This is a genomic window from Kitasatospora arboriphila (genome assembly GCF_039528095.1).
Taxonomy (GTDB): domain Bacteria; phylum Actinomycetota; class Actinomycetes; order Streptomycetales; family Streptomycetaceae; genus Kitasatospora; species Kitasatospora arboriphila.
In genome coordinates this window covers 1-17657 of the sequence record NZ_BAAALD010000063.1, presented here as the reverse complement: position 1 = coordinate 17657, position 17657 = coordinate 1, and the positions used below count along the sequence as shown (strand labels likewise).

The 17657-nt window shown below is 76.8% G+C and carries 16 protein-coding genes and 1 pseudogene; 7 read left to right on the top strand and 10 right to left on the bottom strand.

Going from position 1 to position 17657, the window contains the following annotated elements:
* Positions 1–26: 26 nt before the first annotated feature.
* Positions 27–2093: a family 20 glycosylhydrolase gene (locus ABD353_RS26965; RefSeq protein ID WP_344626271.1), complete on the top strand. Its 2067-nt coding sequence runs from the start codon at positions 27–29 to the stop codon at positions 2091–2093.
* Here the strand turns inward: ABD353_RS26965 and ABD353_RS40540 are convergent.
* Positions 1993–2694, bottom strand: coding sequence for a DUF4253 domain-containing protein (locus tag ABD353_RS40540; RefSeq protein WP_425555256.1), 702 nt, complete (start codon positions 2692–2694; stop codon positions 1993–1995). The two genes, ABD353_RS26965 and ABD353_RS40540, sit on opposite strands and share 101 nt — an antisense overlap.
* On the opposite strand from ABD353_RS40540, the gene ABD353_RS26960 reads away from it, so the two are divergent.
* The 3 genes from ABD353_RS26960 to ABD353_RS26950 all read left to right on the top strand — a co-directional run bounded on the left by ABD353_RS26960 (position 2674) and on the right by ABD353_RS26950 (position 6182).
* Positions 2674–3381, top strand: coding sequence for an N-acyl homoserine lactonase family protein (locus ABD353_RS26960; protein WP_344626270.1), 708 nt, complete (start codon positions 2674–2676; stop codon positions 3379–3381). The genes ABD353_RS40540 and ABD353_RS26960 overlap by 21 nt on opposite strands.
* Positions 3382–3446: 65 nt before the next feature.
* Complete coding sequence (locus ABD353_RS26955) at positions 3447–3623, top strand: hypothetical protein (RefSeq protein WP_344626269.1); 177 nt, start codon at positions 3447–3449, stop codon at positions 3621–3623.
* A 153-nt stretch (positions 3624–3776) separates the two neighbouring features.
* Complete coding sequence (locus tag ABD353_RS26950; protein ID WP_344626268.1) at positions 3777–6182, top strand: SpoIIE family protein phosphatase; 2406 nt, start codon at positions 3777–3779, stop codon at positions 6180–6182.
* A 106-nt stretch (positions 6183–6288) separates the two neighbouring features.
* Here the strand turns inward: ABD353_RS26950 and ABD353_RS26945 are convergent, their stop codons facing one another.
* The gene (locus tag ABD353_RS26945; RefSeq protein ID WP_344626267.1) at positions 6289–7668 is read right to left on the bottom strand and encodes an extracellular catalytic domain type 1 short-chain-length polyhydroxyalkanoate depolymerase; all 1380 of its coding nucleotides are present in this window, start codon (positions 7666–7668) and stop codon (positions 6289–6291) included.
* Between the two features lie 27 nt (positions 7669–7695).
* Between ABD353_RS26945 and ABD353_RS26940 the strand changes: the two genes are divergently transcribed.
* Positions 7696–8856, top strand: a complete 1161-nt coding sequence (locus ABD353_RS26940; RefSeq protein WP_344626266.1) for a helix-turn-helix domain-containing protein — start codon at positions 7696–7698, stop codon at positions 8854–8856.
* A 109-nt stretch (positions 8857–8965) separates the two neighbouring features.
* On the opposite strand, the gene ABD353_RS26935 is transcribed toward ABD353_RS26940, so the two are convergent.
* Both ABD353_RS26935 and ABD353_RS26930 read right to left on the bottom strand, forming a co-directional pair.
* Positions 8966–9922, bottom strand: a complete 957-nt coding sequence (locus tag ABD353_RS26935; RefSeq protein WP_344626265.1) for an alpha/beta hydrolase — start codon at positions 9920–9922, stop codon at positions 8966–8968.
* Positions 9923–10149: 227 nt separating this feature from the next.
* On the bottom strand, positions 10150–10971 hold the full coding sequence (locus tag ABD353_RS26930; RefSeq protein WP_344626264.1) for an SDR family oxidoreductase: 822 nt from the start codon (positions 10969–10971) through the stop codon (positions 10150–10152).
* A gap of 99 nt (positions 10972–11070) precedes the next feature.
* Between ABD353_RS26930 and ABD353_RS26925 the strand changes: the two genes are divergently transcribed.
* On the top strand, positions 11071–11667 hold the full coding sequence (locus tag ABD353_RS26925) for a TetR/AcrR family transcriptional regulator (RefSeq protein ID WP_344626263.1): 597 nt from the start codon (positions 11071–11073) through the stop codon (positions 11665–11667).
* Between the two features lie 26 nt (positions 11668–11693).
* On the opposite strand, the gene ABD353_RS26920 is transcribed toward ABD353_RS26925, so the two are convergent.
* Positions 11694–12089 carry a three-helix bundle dimerization domain-containing protein gene (locus ABD353_RS26920; protein WP_344626303.1) on the bottom strand — a complete coding sequence of 132 codons (396 nt, stop codon included), beginning with the start codon at positions 12087–12089 and terminating at the stop codon, positions 11694–11696.
* Positions 12090–12575: 486 nt separating this feature from the next.
* Here ABD353_RS26920 and ABD353_RS26915 point away from each other — a divergent pair, with 486 nt between their 5' ends.
* A complete protein-coding gene (locus ABD353_RS26915) occupies positions 12576–12941 on the top strand; it encodes a hypothetical protein (RefSeq protein WP_344626302.1) in 366 nt (121 codons plus the stop codon).
* A 119-nt stretch (positions 12942–13060) separates the two neighbouring features.
* On the opposite strand, the pseudogene ABD353_RS26910 reads toward ABD353_RS26915, so the two are convergent.
* The 5 genes and pseudogenes from ABD353_RS26910 to ABD353_RS26890 all read right to left on the bottom strand — a co-directional run.
* Positions 13061–13522: pseudogene (locus ABD353_RS26910) on the bottom strand (lysozyme family protein); the annotation flags it as partial.
* 300 nt (positions 13523–13822) lie between these two features.
* Positions 13823–14839 (bottom strand): C40 family peptidase, encoded by a 1017-nt coding sequence (locus ABD353_RS26905; RefSeq protein ID WP_344626262.1) that lies wholly within the window; start codon positions 14837–14839, stop codon positions 13823–13825.
* A gap of 299 nt (positions 14840–15138) precedes the next feature.
* Positions 15139–15507, bottom strand: a complete 369-nt coding sequence (locus ABD353_RS26900; protein WP_344626261.1) for a BlaI/MecI/CopY family transcriptional regulator — start codon at positions 15505–15507, stop codon at positions 15139–15141.
* A 133-nt stretch (positions 15508–15640) separates the two neighbouring features.
* A complete protein-coding gene (locus ABD353_RS26895) occupies positions 15641–17107 on the bottom strand; it encodes an MFS transporter (RefSeq protein ID WP_344626260.1) in 1467 nt (488 codons plus the stop codon).
* Complete coding sequence (locus ABD353_RS26890; protein WP_344626259.1) at positions 17104–17331, bottom strand: hypothetical protein; 228 nt, start codon at positions 17329–17331, stop codon at positions 17104–17106. The genes ABD353_RS26895 and ABD353_RS26890 overlap by 4 nt, the downstream gene beginning before the upstream one ends.
* Positions 17332–17657: the final 326 nt, after the last annotated feature.

Below are 17657 nucleotides of genomic sequence, written 5' to 3'. Positions count from 1 at the left end.
GGCCCGGACCAGCAACGGAGGACGCCATGCCCCGCTCCGCGCCCCGCCGCCCGCAGCCCGCGCGCAGCGGCACCCCGCACCGGCGGCCGTCGGCAGTGGCGCTCGCGGCGGCCGCCCTGGGACTGACCCTGCTCGGCCTTCCCGCACCGACCGGCCCACGGGCCGCGCAGGCCCCGGCCGCGGCCACGATGGGCAGCGGCCTCGTGCCCCGGCCCGTCCTGGTGCAGCCGGACCCGGCCGGCGGCTACCCGCTCACCGCACAGACGGCGATCACCACCGAGGCCGGCTCCGCCGAGGCCGCACGGATCGGCACCGGGCTGGCGGAGCTGCTGCGCCCGGCCACCGGCTATCCGCTCGCCGTCCGGACGGCCGCGTCGGCGGCCGCGCCCGCCGACGGGATCGCCCTGCTGCTGACGGGCGCGGACCCGTCGGTCGGCCCCGAGGGCTACCAGCTGGACGTCACCGCCACCGGCGTGGTGATCCGGGCCGCACAGCCGCAGGGCCTGTTCAACGGGGTGCAGACGCTGCGCCAGCTGCTGCCCGCACCGATCGAGTCGGCCACCGTGCAGCCCGGCCCGTGGACCGTCCCCGGCGGGCACATCGTGGACCACCCCCGCTACCCGTACCGCGGCGCGATGCTGGACGTGGCCCGGCACTTCTTCACCGTCGCCCAGGTCGAGCGCCACATCGACGGACTCGCCCGTTACAAGATCAACCACCTGCACCTGCACCTGACGGACGACCAGGGCTGGCGGATCGCCGTGGCCGGCCGGCCCGAACTGACCTCGATCGGCGGCTCCACCCAGGTCGGCGGCGGCCCCGGCGGCTACTACACCCAGGACGACTACCGGGCGATCGTCGCGTACGCCGCCGCGCAGAACATCACCGTCGTCCCCGAGGTCGACCTGCCCGGCCACATCAACGCGGCCCTCGCCGCCACCCCGGAGCTGAACTGCGACGGCCAGGCCCCGCCGCCCTACACCGGCACCGACGTCGGCTTCAGCTCGCTCTGCCTGAGCACACCGGCAGGGCGGGCGGCCGCCGAGGAGTTCGTCGACGACGTCGTCGGCCAGCTCGCCGACCTCACCCCCGGCCCCTACCTCGCCATCGGCGGCGACGAGGCGCACACCACCGATCCCGCCCAGTACGCCGACTTCATGACCTGGGTGCAGCAGGACGTCGCCCGGCACGGCAAGACCGCCGCCGCCTGGAACCAGATCACCGGCGCGACCCTGCAGCCGTCCACCCTCGTCGAGGACTGGGACACCACCGGCGACGACCCCGACCTCGCCGCGGCGGCCGCCGCCGGCACCGGCCTGATCATGGCCCCGGCCCGGTTCGCCTACCTCGACCAGAAGTACACCGCCGACACCGTCCTCGGACAGCGCTGGGCCACCCCCTCCGGCCTGGAGGTCCGCACCGCCTACGACTGGGACCCGGACGGCTACCTCCAGGGCGCGCCCGCCTCCGCCGTCCGCGGCGTCGAAGCCCCGCTGTGGACGGAGACGGCCGCCACCCCGCAGGACCTCGACCACCTCAGCCACCCCCGGCTGCCCGCCCTCGCCGAGCTCGGCTGGTCGCCCGCCGCCGCCCACGACTTCACCGACTTCGCCCGCCGGATCGCCACCCACGGCCCCCGCTGGGAACTGCTCGGCATCCGCTACTACCGCTCGCCGCAGATCCCCTGGCCCGCCGCCCCGGCCGGCCCCACCGGCCCCACCGGGCCGGTGACCGCCGGAGCGGGCCGCACCTGCCTCGCCGTCACCGGCGGCCGGACCGCCGACGGCACCCCGGTCGACAGCCGGACCGCCTGCGACGCAACCCCCGCCCAGACCTGGACGCTCGGCGACGACGGCACCCTGCGCGCCCTCGGCAAGTGCCTCGACGCCACCGGCGGCGGCACCGCCAACGGCACCTCCGTCCGGCTCTGGACCTGCAACGGCACCGGCGCCCAGACCTGGCAGTGGAGCTTCGGCGCGGGGCCCGCGCTGCTCAACCCCGCCTCGGGGCGCTGCCTCGACGCCACCGCCTCCGGCAGCCTCCGCCTCTACGACTGCGGCAGCACCGCGGCCCAGGTCTGGCACCTGCCCTGACCCGCGTTCGGCCCCGCCCACGGCGGCGCCGGACGCCACGGCGATGTCGGACGCCAGGACGGTGCCGGGGTGCCGGATGCCGTGGGGGGTCAGACGCCGTCCCCGCGGAACGACCAGTGGTGCGCGCCGACGAGGTGCTCCGCGTGGACCGCGGGGGTGCCCGGGCCGCCCGGGCGGAGCAGGACGGCGTCGAGGCAGAGGGCCGCTCGGCCGCCACCGGCAGCGCCGCGGCGAGATCGGCCGGCGGCGCAGCGACCCTCAGGTCCAGCGTGTCGGGGCCGACCCCGACGACCCGCGCACCGAAGCGCCGCTCCCGGTCCATCAGCACCGCGGCGACCCGCGCCGTGTCGGGCGCGCGGGCGCCGGGCCGCCCCAGCCGCAGACCGTCGGCGCCTCGGCGCCGCCCTCGGCCGGGACGAGACCGAGCCGCAGCTCCGGAGCCTGCCGCAGCAGCCGGGACGCCAGGGCCCGGGCCCGGCCGTCGGCACCCGCGACGGTCGGGCCCGGGTCCGTGTCCGGGGCCGCGTCCGCCGTCGGCGGACAGCCGGACCGGGGCGCGCCGGGCTGCCAGGCTGGCGGGATGGAGAACACCGTCGTCCACCGCCTCGACCTCGGGTACATCGTCCGTCCCGCGTCCGAGACCGGCGGCCCGCAGCCGCGGGTCGAACCCGTGCTCGCCTACCTGGTGCGCCACGGCGAGGAGCTGATCCTCTTCGACACCGGCATCGGGGCCGCCGGCCCGGAGACCGAGGCCCACTACCGGCCCCGGCGGCGGCCGCTGCAGGCCGCACTCGCGGGCGTCGGCGCCCGCCCGGAAGACGTCTCCCTGGTCGTCAACTGCCACCTGCACTTCGACCACTGCGGCGGGAACCCGCTGATGCCCGGCCGGCCGATCCTGGTCCAGTCCGCGGAGCTGGCCGCCGCCCGCGCCGGCGGCCACACCGTCGACGAGCTCGTCGACTTCCCCGGGGTGCGGTACGAGGAGCTCGCGGGCGAGGCCGAGATCCGGCCCGGCCTCCTCGTCGTCCCCACCGCCGGGCACACCGAGGGCCACCAGTCGCTGGTGGTCCGCAAGGGCGACGGGACGGTGGTGCTCGCCGGCCAGGCGCACGACTTCGCCTCCGAGTTCTCCTCCGACCACCTCGCCCGCCGGGCGGCCCTCGACGGGGTGCAGCCGCCGCTCCCGGGCCACCGGCCCTGGCTGGACAGGCTGCTGGAGCTCGACCCGCGACGCGTGCTCTTCGCCCACGACAGCTCCGTCTGGGAGCCGCCCGGCCACGCCGGGTGACCCCGGGCGGCCGGTCGCGGGCCCGCTCCCGTCCGTTGTCAGTGGTGACGCATAGTGTCGTCGACATGAGCCCGACCACCCTCGCCGCCCACCGTCCCGCCACCTCCGCCGAGCTGCCCGCACTGCTCGCCGACCGGCCCGCACCCCGGCCCGCGGCCGCCGTGGCAGCCGGTGCCCGCGTGCTGCCGCTGTGGGCCTCGCCGCTGGCCGCCACCGGTGTCCGGCCCCGGACCACCCCCTGAGCCGCCGCTCCCGCACCCGCCCGACCGCGCCGGCCCGTCCCGGCCCGCGCTCACCGGCCGTAGTCGATCCGGGGCGCGAACAGTGCGCCGACTCGCGCCGCAGTGGGAATACCCATACTGGAGGAAGCGGTCCGTGACCTGTGGAGGAGCAGGATGGGCGATGCGGGAGGCCTCGACGGCGGCGGGGTCCTCGACGACGTCGTGACGGCCCTGATCGACGCGCAGGGGACGGTTCTCGCCTGGTCGGCCGCGGCGGAGGAGCTCACCGGCCGCACGGCCCGGCAGACCTGCGGACGGCCGTTCGCCGAGCAGCTCGCCGCCCCGCAGCCGTCCGACCCCGCTGCCGCCGTCACCACGGGTGACGAACTGCCCGCCGTCGGCGTACTGCACCTGATCGGGCCGGCCGGCGACGCCGTCCCCGTGCACTGCCGCCTGCTGCCGATGGAACACACCGGCGCCACCGGGACCCGCCTCCTCCTCGCCGTCCGCACCGACCTCGCGCAGGAGCTCGACCAGGGCGCCGCCCTGCTGCGCGCCCTCCTCGCCCAGAGCCGGATCGGATTCGTGCTGCGCGGCACCGACCTCGTGGTCGAGCGGACCAACACCGGCCCCGGCATGCCGACCCTGCCGGGCATGCCCACCCTGCCCGTCGGCAGCACCCTCGCCGAGGTGATCGCCGGCCCGGACGCCGCCGGCGCCGAGAACCAGCTGCGGATCGTCCTGGAGACCGGCCGGCCCCGGGCCGCCCGGCAGCAGCAGGTCCGCTCGCTCACCGACCCGGGCAAGGAGTGGTCCGTCCTCCTCTCCGCCGTACGGCTGGAGGACCGGAACGGCAAACCCGCGGGCGTCGCCTCGCTGCTCACCGACGCCACCGCCCAGTGGCGGGCCGCCCGCCGCCTGGAGCTGCGCCACCGCGCGGTGGCCGGCATCGGCGGCTCGCTGGACGTCGTCACCACCGCCCGGGAGATCGCCGAGGTCCTGGTGCCCGCCTTCGCCGACCTGGTCACCGTGGACCTCGCCGAGCCCGTCCTCACCGGCGACGAGCCGCCGAAGACCTCCGGCGGCGGCGACCTGCACCTGCGCCGCGTCGCCATGCACGCCGAGGGCGACACCGGCCCGCCCGGCGCGCTGCGCGACGGGGACGCCGTGCCGCGGCTGCCGAACCACCCGCTGGTCCGCCGGCTCCAGGCCGGCGGCACGATCGTCCTCGACCGGGCGACCCTGCTGGCGGGGCTCGCCGAACCCGAGCTGGTCCGCCTGATCGTCCCCGAGCGGGCCCGCTGCCTCGCCGTGGCGCCGCTCTTCGCCCGCGGACTGGTCCTCGGCACCATCGCCGCCTGGCGGATCGACCGGCCCGAACCCTTCGACGACGCGGACGCCGCCCTGCTCGCCGAGATCGCAACGCACGCCTCGCTCAGCGTCGACAACGCCCGCCGCTACGCCCGCGAACACCGCGCCGCCGTCGCCCTCCAGCAGCGGCTGCTGCCGCGTGCCGCGACCCGCACCTCCGCCCTCGAAACGGCAGGCCGCTACCTGCCCGCCACCGACGGAGTCGAGATCGGCGGCGACTGGTTCGACACCATCCTGCTGCCCTCGCTGCGGGTCGCCCTGGTCGTCGGTGACGTCATCGGCCACGGACTGCACGCCGCCGCCACGATGGGCAGGCTGCGCACCGCCGTCCAGACCCTCGCCGACCTCGAACTGCCGCCCGACGAACTGCTCACCCGCCTCGACGAACTGGTCGCCCGGCTCGCCGCCGAGGCCGACCCGGCGCACCGCGACACCATCGGCGCGACCTGCCTCTTCGCGCTCTACGACCCCGTCGGCCGACAGTGCACCCTGGCCAGCGCGGGCCACCCGCCCCCGGTCGTCGTCGACCCGGACGGTACCGCCCGCCCGCTGCCGGTCCGGCCCGGCCCGCTGCTCGGCGTCGGCGGCCTGCCGTTCGAGACCACCACCGTCGAGCTGCCCCCCGGCTCGCTGCTCGCCCTCTACACCGACGGCCTGCTCGTCCGGCAGGGCGGTGACCTCGACACCGCCGTCCACACCCTCGCCGACCGGCTCGCCGCGCTCGCCGCCACCGGCGGCAGCCTCGCCGCGATCGGCCGCGAACTGACCACCGGCCCCGCCGCACCGGTCTCCGACGACACCGCCCTGCTGCTCGCCCGCACCCGCGCACTCGGCACCGACGCCGTCGCCGAGTGGCAGTTCCCCGCGGACCCGACCAGCGTCGCCGAGGCCCGCGCCGTCGTCGCCGCCCGCCTCGACGACTGGGGGCTCGACCACCTCGCCTTCACCACCGAACTGATCGTCAGCGAGCTGGTCACCAACGCCGTCCGATACGCGGGCGGGCCGGTCGGCCTGCGGCTGATCCACGACACCCTCCTGATCTGCGAGGTCAGCGACCCGAGCAACACCCAGCCCCGGCTGCGCCGCGCCCGCACCACGGACGAGGGCGGCCGCGGCCTGTTCCTGGTCGCCCAGCTCAGCCACCGCTGGGGCAGCCGCTACGGGCCGTCCGGCAAGACCATCTGGTCCGAGCAGCAGCTGGAGGAGTGAACGGGCGCCGGGACGGCGGCCGTGTCCGCCAGGGACACGGCGCACCGCAAGGGGCGCAGCGGACTGCGCAGTTCCCCGCGCCCCTTGCGTTCCCCCACCTACGACGTCAGCCGAGGGTGCAGGGGGTGCCGTTGAGGGCGAAGGCGGTCGGGGCGGCGGCGTTGCCGGTGTGGGCGGCCTGGTAGCCGATCGACACCGAGGCGCCGGGTGCGATCGCCGCGTCGTACGGGGCGTTCCGGGCGGTGACCGCCCCCGAGGCCGGGCTGTACGTGGCGTTCCAGCCGGAGGTGATGGTCTGTCCGGTGGGCAGGGTGAAGGCCAGCGACCAGCCGTTCACCGCACTCCCACCGGTGTTGGTGACGGTGACGGACGCGGTCAGGCCGGTGTTCCAGGCGTCGGCGGTGAACCCGACCCGGCAGGCCGCACCCGTGGACGGGGTCGTCGGCGGCGTGGTCGGCGGCGTGGTCGGCGGCGTGGTCGGGGGAGTGCTGGGCGGTGTGGTCGGCGGTGTGCTCGGGCCGGAGGCGTCCAGGCCGAAGAAGGAGATCGCCTGCGCCGCCATGCCCGCCGTCGGCAGGGTGTGGCCGGCGCCCTGCACGCTGACCGCCTCGACCGGCGGCCGGGTGCCGGCGCTGCCGTAGCGGGTGCGCGTCCAACTGCTCTGCGGGTGGTCGGTGAGGACGGGGGCCGGGCTCACGCCCAGCACGTCCGTCCACTGCTTGATCTCCTCGCCGAAGTTCGGGTAGCGCAGGGTGGTGTCCTCGGTGCCGTGCCACAACTGCATCCGCGGCCGCGGGCCGGTGTAGCCGGGGTCGGCGGCGCGGACAAGGTCGCCCCACTGCGGCCCCGTCCGGCTGACCGTGCCGTTGGCGCACGCGCTGTTCCACGAGGAGCCGTCGGTGGTGGCGAAGCAGCCGAACGGCACGCCCATGAACGCGGCGCCGGCGCTGAACACGTCCGGGTAGTCGCCCAGCAGCACGTTGGTCATCATCGCGCCGGAGGAGGCGCCGGTGACGAAGATCCGGCCGCTGTCCACCGCGTAGTGCTGCTGCACCCAGCCGACCATCGACCGGATCCCCACCGGGTCGCTGCCGCCGTCCCGCCTCAGCGCCTGCGGCGAGGACACGTCGAAGCAGCCACCGCTGCGGGTCGCCGACGGGTAGACCACGACGAAGCCGTACCGGTCGGCCAGCGAGGCGAACTCCGTGCCCGAGTAGAAGGCCGGACCGGAGCCCGTGCAGTAGTGGACGGCGACCAGCACGGCGGGCCGCGGCGCCACGTTCGCCGGCACGTACAGGTACATCCGCAGGCCGCTGGGGTTGCTGCCGAAGCCGGTCACCTCGGTCAGGCCGGCCGCCCCGGCGGTCGGGGCCACCAGCAGCAGGGCGGCCAGCAGCGGGAGCACCGCCCCCAGCAGCAGGGCGGGCAGTGAGCGCAACCGCCGCAGGGGCGGGGCGGATCGGGCGTGCAGACGACTGTCGGGCATGTCCCTGTCCTTTCTAGACTGCGGGCTGTGAAGGGCTTGCTGCTGCGCTTGTCGGCCTTGGACGCGGATGCCGCCGCGGCCGTCCGGGTGATCGCCCACTACGAGGCGCTGCTCTCGGCGGGGGCGCTCGACGCCGCCGCCCTGGTGCGCTCCACCGCCGGACTCGCCGAGTGCCCGGCCGGCTGGCAGCCGGCCCGGGGCGAACCCGTGCGGTTCGCGGCCGACGGTGGTGAACTGGCCGGCCCGCCCGGGCGGACCTCCGCCGCCGCGGAGCTCGGCACGGCGGGCCGGGTCTGGCTGGAACGCCCCGGCACGGCAGGGCCGTTGGACGACCTGGTGCTGGAGTGGATGGCGATCGCGGCACGGGTGGTGGCCGGTGGCACCGGGGCGTGGCAGGTCGCCGACCCGGCGCTGGTGGAACTCGTGCTCTCCGGCCGGGAGGCGGTGGCCGACCGGGCCCGTGCGCTGCGGCTGCTCGGACTGGTGCCGGAACGGCCGCTGCGGGTGGTCGCGGTGGCGGGCGCTGCCGGCACGGACGCGGGGGCGGAGGCTGTGGCGCTGTTCGGGTACGGCACCGTGCCGGGGACGGTCCGGGTGGCGAGGCTCGGGGCGGTCGGCGCCGTGCTGCTCCAGCAGGCGGATCCGGACGGTCCGACCCCACCGGCCGAACTGCTGCGCGCCGCACTGGCGGAACGCGGCCGCCGTGGTGGCGGACCGCGGCCGCACGCGGGTGCACCGTCGAACGGGCGCGGCACCAGGGTCGGTGTCGGCGGTCCGGTGGACGCGCTGGCGGCCGGTGAATCGTGGCACCAGGCCCGGGCCGCCCTGCGGTTCGCCGTCGCGAGCAGCCCGGCCGAAGCGGTCGCCGACCACGAGGCGCTCGGCACCGTCACCCTGCTCGCCGACCTCCCGGCCGAGCGGCTGCGCAGCCGCCGGGACGTCCGGGCCCTGGAGGAACTGTCCGGACGGGAGGAGGGCGCACCGGCGGTGGCGGCGCTCGCGGCCTTCTGCCGGACCGGCTCGCTGCGGCAGGCCGCGGCCGAACTCCACTTGCACCACAGCTCGGTGGCGGCCCGCCTGGCCAGGGTCGAGGAGGAGACCGGCTGGCGGCTGCGCGATCCGCAGGACCGCTTCCGGGCCCAACTCGCCTGGTACGCCTGGCGGCTCACCCGTTCCGCGGCCGACTGAGCTCGGGCAGGGCGGGCATGGGCGGACCGGGTGTCGGCCGACCGGTCGTGGCCCGACCTCGGCCGTCCGGGTAACAGCGGTCGGCGGGCGGGCGGTGCGTGCCGCCCGTTCACCGGCCGAGCGCCCGGCGCAGCACGGCGACCGCCTCGGCCCGGGCCCGGCGGACGACGCCGGCGTGGGCGACCATCCCGGCGCCGTGGAACGTCCCCGGCAGCAGGTGGAGTTCGGTCGGCACGCCGGCCGCGAGCAGGGCCCGGGCGTAGTCGATGCCCTCGTCCCGCAGCGGATCGAACTGCATCACCGTCACATGCGCGGGCGGCAGCCCGACCAGGTCGGCCCCCGCCGCGCGGGCGGGTGCGGCGAACCGGTCGGGGGCGGCCCGGCGGTCACCGGGCCGGCCGGGGCCGAGGTAGGCGGCCCAGGAGAGTTCGGCGTTCCGCCGGTTCCACACCGGGGTGTCGGTGTACTCGACGGCGCTCGGCGTGGCCAGCCGGTCGTCCAGCGCCGGGCTGTGCAGCTGCTGCAGCCGGACGGCGGGACCGCCGCCGTCCCGGGCCAGCATCGCCAGCGCGGCGACCAGCCCGCCGCCGGCGCTGTCCCCGCGCAGTGCGAGGCGGCCCGGATCGGCGTCCAACTCGGCTGCCCGCCCGACGAGTCCGCGGAGACCGGCCCAGCAGTCGTCCAGGGCCGCCGGGTAGGGGTGCTCGGGGGCCAGCCGGTAGTCCACCGACACGACCAGGGCCTGCAACTCCCGGCAGAAGGACAGGTTCTCCTCGTGGTCGACCTCCGGCGAGCCGAGGACGAAGCCGCCGCCGTGCACGGTGTAGAGCACCGGCAGCGGCGCCGGGCGGTCCACCGGCCGGTAGGTCCGCAGCAGTACCTCCGGCGCGCCGGGCGGGCCCGGGACGAGGAGGTCCTCGACCTTCACCCCGGTGCTGTCGGCGCGCCCGCGGGCGGCCGCCAACTCGGCGGCCTGGGCGGCCCGGGCCGCGGCCAGGTCCGCGATGTCGACCGGTGCCCACAGTGCGAGCGCGGCTGCCAGCTCGGGGTCGAAGGCGTGGGCCATGCCGGTGCTCCCTCCGGGACGGGGACGGGGATCGGGCCGTGCGGCGACCGCGGGGCGGGCCCGGGCGGTGCGGGCGGCGGCCGTCGGAAACCCTCGTGATCCGGCGGGCGCCCGGGAAGAACCGTCCCACGCCCCGGCGGCACGGGGCATCCGACAGGCGTCGGAAGATCCGCCTCCGCCACCCGACACCCGCGCAGGGCCGGGCCGGGACGAGGCGGTGGGTGCGGTCAGCGGAAGGCGGCGGCGTTGCGCACGGCCCAGGCGGCGAAGGGCTGCGGTGCACGGCCGAGGACGCGTTCGACGTCGGGGCTGACGCGCCGTTCGTCGGCGGTGGGTGTGCCGAGGACGGCGAGGGTGCCCTCGACGACGGGCGGCGGCATGAAGCGGGCCAGTTCGGCGCGGGCCTGCTCGGCGGTCTGCTCGTGGAAGGCGACCGGCGCGCCGATCGCCTCGGCGATCGCGGCCGCGCGGCTCCGGGGTGTGCTCGGCTCCGGCCCGGTGAGGACGTACGTGGCGCCGTGGTGGCCGTCCTCGCGCAGCACGGCCGCGGCGACCGCGGCGACGTCCTCGGGGTCGACGAACGGCAGGCCGACGTCGGCGAAGGGCCCGGCGGCCGCGCGGTGGGAGCGGATCGGCTCGGCCCAGGCGAAGGCGTTCGACGCGAGACCGCCGGAGCGCAGCACCGTCCACTCCGGTGCACCGGCCGCCACCGCGGCCTCGAAGCGTGCGGCGTGCGCGTAGCTGTCCGGCCGGGTGGCGACGCCCTGCGAGGAGAGCAGGACGATCCTGCGCACCCCGGCGGCCCTGGCCCGGTCGACCAGGCCGGCCGGGTCCTCGCCCGCCACCAGCAGGAAGAGTGCCTCGGCCCCGTCCAGGGCCGCGCGGACGGCGGGCGGGTCGGCCAGGTCCGCGGCCACGTGCCGCACGCCCGGCGGCAGCGGGTCCTCGGGCCGGCGGCGGGACACCGCGGTGACCTGCTCGCCGGCCTCGACCAGGTGCCGGACCAGCGCCCGGCCGACGTTCCCGGTGGCACCCGTGACCACGATCATGGCGTCTCCCTCGTGACATGTAGAAGTGAGTTGACTGACTCACTTGGTGGACGGCTGTGAGCCTAGCCCGCGGCGAGCGGGCTGTCTATAGTCAGTCGGGTGACTGACTCACCCGGCCTGTCGAGGGCCGAAGCCGCCGCCGCCAAGCGCCGCCGCCTGACCGCCGCCGCCGCTGCCGTCCTGCACGAGAAGGGCGTCGAGCGCACCTCGATCGCGGACATCGCGCAGGTCGCCGAGGTGCCCGTCGGCAACGTCTACTACTACTTCAAGACCAAGGACGAGCTCGTCGAGGCGGCGCTCGCCGAACACACCGGACAGTTGGAGGTGCTCACCGGCCGGCTCGACCTGCTGCCCGACCCGAGGGAGCGCCTCAAGGGCCTGGTGGCGGCCTGGGTCGAACAGCGCGAGACCGCCGCGCGCTACGGCTGCCCCACCGGGACGCTCGCCATGGAGGTCGACAAGCGCCCGCCCGGCGGACTGGACGAGTCCGCGGCCCGGGTGATCCGCCGTCTCCTCGACTGGGCCGCCGAGCAGTTCCGGCAGCTCGATGCCCCCGACCCGCACGGGCAGGCCGTCACGTTGGTCGGCGCCTACCAGGGCATGTCCCTGCTCGCCAACGCACTGCGCGACCCGGAGATCATGACCCGGGAGGGCGACCGGCTGCGCCGCTGGCTGGACACCATGCCCGCCGACTGAGCTTCGCGTCCGGTGGGGTAGCGGACTCATGCGCCGTCGGGCAGGCCGTCGGGCGGGACGTGGCCGTGCGGATCCACGGAGGGCACGGCCGACGCGGCACGGAGGCTGTCGATGGCGATGCGTTCCGCGAGGATGGGCACGAAGGCGCGGATGCGGCTGCCGTCGAAGCGGTGGAACGCTTCGTCCAGGGCCCGGTCCACCGCCGCGGTGCCCGCGGTCGCGTCGAAGCGCTGGTGCAGCCGGCGGCCGACCGCGGCCAGGTTCGCCCGCTCCTTGTCGTCGTTCGGGGCGGGCAGGTCGTTCGGGTCGTTCGGGTCGTTCGGGGCGGGCTCCGGTTCCGCTTCCGGTTTCCGATCCGGGTCCGGCTGCGGATCGGGTGCGGCGGCCGCGGCTGGCGGGTCACCGGGGATGTGCGGGTCCATGACGGCCTCGCGGGGCTTGGGGTGGGGCTGTCGGCAGGTCCCCGCGTCCCGTCCGCGCCGCGCGGACGGTGTCGGCCGCGGCCGCGCAGGGCGGTACGACCGGTGCGGTGCGCACTGTCGTCGCGCGCGTGCAGGGGCGGCCGGGGGACACGTGCCGTGCCGGGACGTGCGCAGACACCGGTGGCCGTCGCGCGGGCACGGCCGGACCGGGGCAGCAGGGCCGCGAGGACCGCGGTGCTCCCCTGGCACCTGTGTCGCTCATGGGTGCAGCCTTCGTCGGAGGCCGGGCGGATCACGGCGCCGACGGCACCGCCCGGTGGGTGCGCCGACCCCTTGGTGCCAGCTTGGCACGCCCCGGCCCGCAGATCCTGTCGGCAGCACGCGGGCTGCCGTACCGCCCCGGCCGGTGCAGCGACTCCTGCACCGCCGCGGCGGGCGGGGGGGGGGGGCGGGGGCGGGCCCGAACCCGTCGCCGAACCCGTCGGCGTGGGCGTCCCGGTCGCGGTGGCTGCCGGGGTCGGCGACGGACCGGCGGACGGCGTCGCGGTCGCCGTGGCGCCGGGAGTCGCGCCGGGAGTGGCGCTCGGCACGGGCAGCGTCGGGCAGGCGGTCGGGCTCGGTGACGCACCGCCGGTCGGTGTGGCGGCCGGTGTGGGGCCGGGCTTCCCGGGCGTCGGCGACGGGCTCGCCCACGGCGAGGGAGTCGGCGAGGGCGAGGGCGACGGCGTGGGCCGTGCGGGCGACGCGGACGGCGACGGCGTCGGCCGCGGCGTCGGCGGGTGCGCCGGACGGGACGGGGCCGGGAGCACGGTCAGCGGCGCGTCCGCCTCGGCCACCGTGCCGGAACGGTAGTTCGCCATCCAGCCCTTGACGGTCCGCAGGTACTCCGCGGAGTGGTTGTAGCCGAGGATCGCCGCATCGAGCTGGGCCGGGTCGGCGAGGTCGCGCGAACCGGCACAGAGGTAGTGGCCGGCCGCGAGCGCGGCGTCGTGGATGTTGTTGGCGGCACGGCGGCCGTCGCCGTTCCCGTCGGCACCCCACACCGCCCAGGTGGACGGGATGAACTGCATCGGGCCGACGGCGCGGTCCCAGCGTGCGTCGCCGTCGACGGCCCCGCCGTCGGTGTCCGCGATCGCGGCGAAGCCGTTGCCGTCCAGCGCGGGGCCGAGGATCGGGGTCGCCGTGGTGCCGGTGGCGTCGACCCGGCCGCCGTCCGCGTGCCCGGACTCGACCCGGCCGATCGCGGCGAGCAGCTCCCACGGCAGGTGGCAGCCGGGGTCGGTGACGCCGACGGCCGCCGCAGCGGCCCGGTAGGCGGCGAACACCGTGGTCGGCACCGCGGCCTGACCGCCCGTCGGCGCCACCGCGGCCGTCCAGCCCGCGCCGGGTGCGGCCGGCGGCTGGGCCCAGGCCCGGCGGGTGCCGCCGTCCATCGGCAGCGATGTGTCCGCCACCCCTGCAGGCGGCTGCTCGGCCCGCGCCGCCGCGGCCGGCACCGGCCCGACCGGTCCGCCCGGTGCGGCCACCGCCGCGATCACCACTGCCGCAGCCGCTGCCCGCAGCAGCCCGGCCCACTTCCGTCCGACCCCCACGCCTGTCCCCTCCCAGATGATCATGACTGACGTATTACATCATCAATGGGCGACATCGATGCAGGTCGGCCGGGCAACGGCCGTCCACCGGCGGACGGTTCCGCCTCCGGCGGGCGGATCCGGGGTGCACGTCCGTCCGGATCAGGGGCGCACGGCGCCCACGTACGGCATGTAGTCGATCGGGGTGATCTCGATGTTCTTGCCGGTGCGCGGCGCGTGGATCATCTTGCCGCCGCCGATGTAGATGCCGACGTGCTGCAGGTTGGAGAAGAACACCAGGTCGCCGGGCTGCAGGTCGCTCTTGGCGACGTGCCGGCCCGCGTTCCACTGGTCCTGCGAGACCCGCGGCAGCGAGACGCCGCCGGCCCGCCAGGCGGCGCCGGTCAGCCCCGAGCAGTCGAAGCTGTCCGGCCCGGTGTCCCCCCATCCGTAGGGCTTGCCGAGCTGGGCGTAGGCGAACTGGAGGGCTGCCGCGGCACGTCCGGTGGCCGGGCCGGTGTACGTCTCGCGGGCGGAGTCGCGGGAGGACCGCGGGTCCTGGGCGTTGACCTTGGCGCGGTCGGCGAGCGACAGGGTGTTGAGCAGCCGGGTGGCCTCGCCCAGCTTGGCCTGCACCTGCTTCTTCTCGCCGGCCAGCGCCCGGTCCGTCTCGTCGAGCCGGGCGAGCACCGCCGTCGCCTCGGACCGCCGCTGGTCGAGGCGGCGCTGCTGGTCCTGCAGCAGCCGCAGCAGGTCGCTCTGCGAACTGGCGGCGATGTCCTGGGAGGAGGCCCGCTGAAGGTAGTTGGTCGGGTCGGACGACAGCATGAGGGCGACGGTCGGATCGACGTTGCCGGTGCGGTACTCGTCGGCGGCGACGGCCGACAGCCGCTCGCGGAGGCCCGTCATCTTCTCCTGGGCGGCGGCGACCTGGTCCTGCAGCTGGCCGGCCTCCTTCCGCAGGCGCTCCTGCTCCTCCTTGAACTTGTTGTACTTCTCGGTGGACGCCTCGGCCTGCTCGTTGAGGTCGTCCACCTGTGCCTTGACGGTCGCCAGGTCGGCCGTCGGCTCGGCGTGCGCGCCGCCGGCGGAGGAGAGCAGCGCGGAGCCGGCGGCGGCCGTGGTCAGCAGTGCCATGCGGGTGCGGCCGGGCTGGGCGGGCTTGCGTCGGGTCCCCATCGTCTGCGGTCACTCCCTGGCTCGGGCGGCCGCCGCGGATGCGACGGGCCGTCGTCGGCTGTGCGGCGGCGACCGCCGACCGCGCATGTGCGAAGTAACTTAGTAGGCCGGGGTGGGGTGTTGGCAACCCGCCCCCGGAATCACTGACGACGGATCAGGCGACGTGGCCGATGACCAGCGGCAACGGCGGCGGCGCCACCACCGCGGCCCGGCAGCCGGTCAAGGCTGCTGCGAGCGGACTGATGTGAGTGGCAGTCAGCCGCGGCACCCGTCCGGCCCGGCGGGGAGCGCGACGGCCGTCACGGGCGGTCGTCGGGCGCCCGGTCTGCCAGGGCCTCGCGCAGCGCGGCGGCCTGGTCCTCGTCGATGCCGTCGACGAACAGCATCAGGGCGGCCCGCGGGTCCGCGGCCCCGCCGAGCACCTCGCGCATCACCTCGGCGGTGTGGGCCTCGTGCGAGCGCACCGGCTCGTACGCCCAGGCCCGGCCCTGCTTGGCGCGGTGCAGGTAGCCCTTGCGGAACAGGATGTCGGCGACCGTGTTGACGGTCGTGTACGCCACCGGCCGCACCCCGTTCAGGTCGTCGACCACCTCGCGGACGGTCGCCGGTCTGCCCCAGGACCACAGCCGTTCCATGATCTCGGTCTCCAGCTGACCGAATCCGCGCATCGCGCCACCGGAACCCTTCACCGCACCTGCTCCGCCACGCCAACGCAGCACAGCGTGCCAGGCCGGGCCGCACCCGCCAATCCCCGGCCGGAGGGACGAACCCGGCCGGCCGGCCGGGACCGTGACGCGGACGTCAGGACCGGGCGGCGGCGGTGCGACCGGCGGCGGACCGCCCGGAGGCGAGGGCGAGCACCAGGGCGACGGCGACCAGCGCGGCGGCCACCGCGAAGGTCGTGTGCAGGCCGGTGGCGACGGCGGCCGGACGCGCGGCGGTGAGGTCGTCCGCTCCCGCCGCGGCCGCGAAGACGGCCCCCATCACCGCGGTGCCGGTGATCAGCCCGAGGTTGCGCGACAGGTTGAGCACGCCCGACACCACGCCCCGGCGGTCCGGCGGGACGTCCGCCATCACACCGGTGTTGTTGGCCGTCTGGAAGGTCGCGTAGCCGACCGTCACCAGCACGACGGGCGCGAGGTAGCCGGGCGCGCCGAGGCCCGTCGGCGCCGCGCACAGGGCGAGACAGCCGACGGTCATCGCCGCGAGGCCCGCCGCGGTCGTCCGCCGGGTGCCGATCCGGTCCACGATCCGCCCGGCCGGAACCCCGGTCACGGCGGTGACCAGAGGCCCGACCGACATCACCAGCCCGACGCCGGCCGCCGGGAGGCCCAGCGCACGGGACAGGTAGAACGGCCCGACCACCAGCGTCGCCATCACCACCGTCGACACCAGCGCGCTCATCGCGAGGCTCGCACGCAGGGCGCCGTCCCGGAACATCGCGGGCCGGACGAGCGGCGCGGCCGAGCGGCGCTCCACCAGCACGAAGAGCACCGCGCCCAGTCCGGCCGCCGCGAGCAGGCCGAGGCCGAGCGTGCCGAACCGGCCGCGTCCCAGCGTCATCGCCAGCGCGTACGCGGCGAGCGTCAGGGCCAGCAGCAGGGTGCCCGGCCGGTCTGGCCGCGGCCGGGCGGACGCCGTGCCGCCGGGGGCGTCCGGGGCGTCCGGCGGCAGATGACGGTGTGCCAGCAGCAGGCCGAGACCGCCGAGCGGCACCAGGGCGAGGAAGACCGCCCGCCATCCAGGCCCCGCGACCAGCAGGCCGCCGAGCGAGGGGCCGAGCGCGGTGCCGACCGCCGACATGGTGCCGAGCAGCCCCATCGCGCGGCCCGTCCGCTCCTTCGGTACCGTCCCGCCGACGAAGGCCATGGTGAGCGCCATCATCACGGCGGCCCCCAGGCCCTGCGCCGCCCGGGCGGCGATCAACAGCCAGAGCGTGGGTGCCGCGCCGCACAGCAGCGACGCCACCGTGAAGAGCACGATGCCGCCGAGCAGCAGCCGGCGGCGGCCGACGAGGTCACCGAGCCGGCCGGCGCCGACGATCGTGGTGGTGGTCGCCAGCAGGAAGGCCAGCACGACCCACTGCACCGCCGCGAACGGCGCCGAGAACGCCACGGACAGGGTCGGCAGGGCGACGTTGGCGATGCTGATGCCGAGCGAGGGCAGCAACATCGACAGCGAGAGCGCGGCCAGCGCCCAGCGGGCGGAGGACGGCGCCGGTGCGGGCGCGGTCGCCCGGGCGGTGGTGGCGGCGGTCGAGGGCTTCACCGGGCGGCCTCCTCTCCGGTCGGCGCAGCAGGGGCGGTCGGTGCAGCGGGGGCGGAGGGGGAGGCGGGGGCGGACGTGCGGCGGACGGCGACCACGACGGCGTCGTGCACCGTGACGGGCCGACCCGCACGGTCCTCGGCGGGGCGCGGTCGGGTCTGCGCCGTCCGCACCCGCCAGTCGGCCGGGTCGAGGCCGGCGGCGGCCTTCTCGGGGGTGAAGGGCATCTCCGGGGGCAGGCGCGGGCCGGCGCCGCCCCCCCGGGCGCGCGGGCGCGCCCAGGAGGCGGACCTGCTGCGCTTCGGGGTCGTGCGCGGCGAGCATCGGCAGGAGGGCGGCGGCGCCCCCCGGGGGGGGGAAGAGCACCGCGGGGAGCAGCCGCGGCCCCCCGCCGCCCGCCAGGTCGCGCGGGTGGTGACCGGTGATCAGCAGCGTCCCGCCGGGCGCGACCGCGGCGGCGAGACCCGCGAACAGGGCCGGGCGGGGCGCGGCCCGGACGTGCAGGGACTGCGCGGGGCCCGGGGGGGGCCCCCCCCCCCCCGGGGGGGGGGGG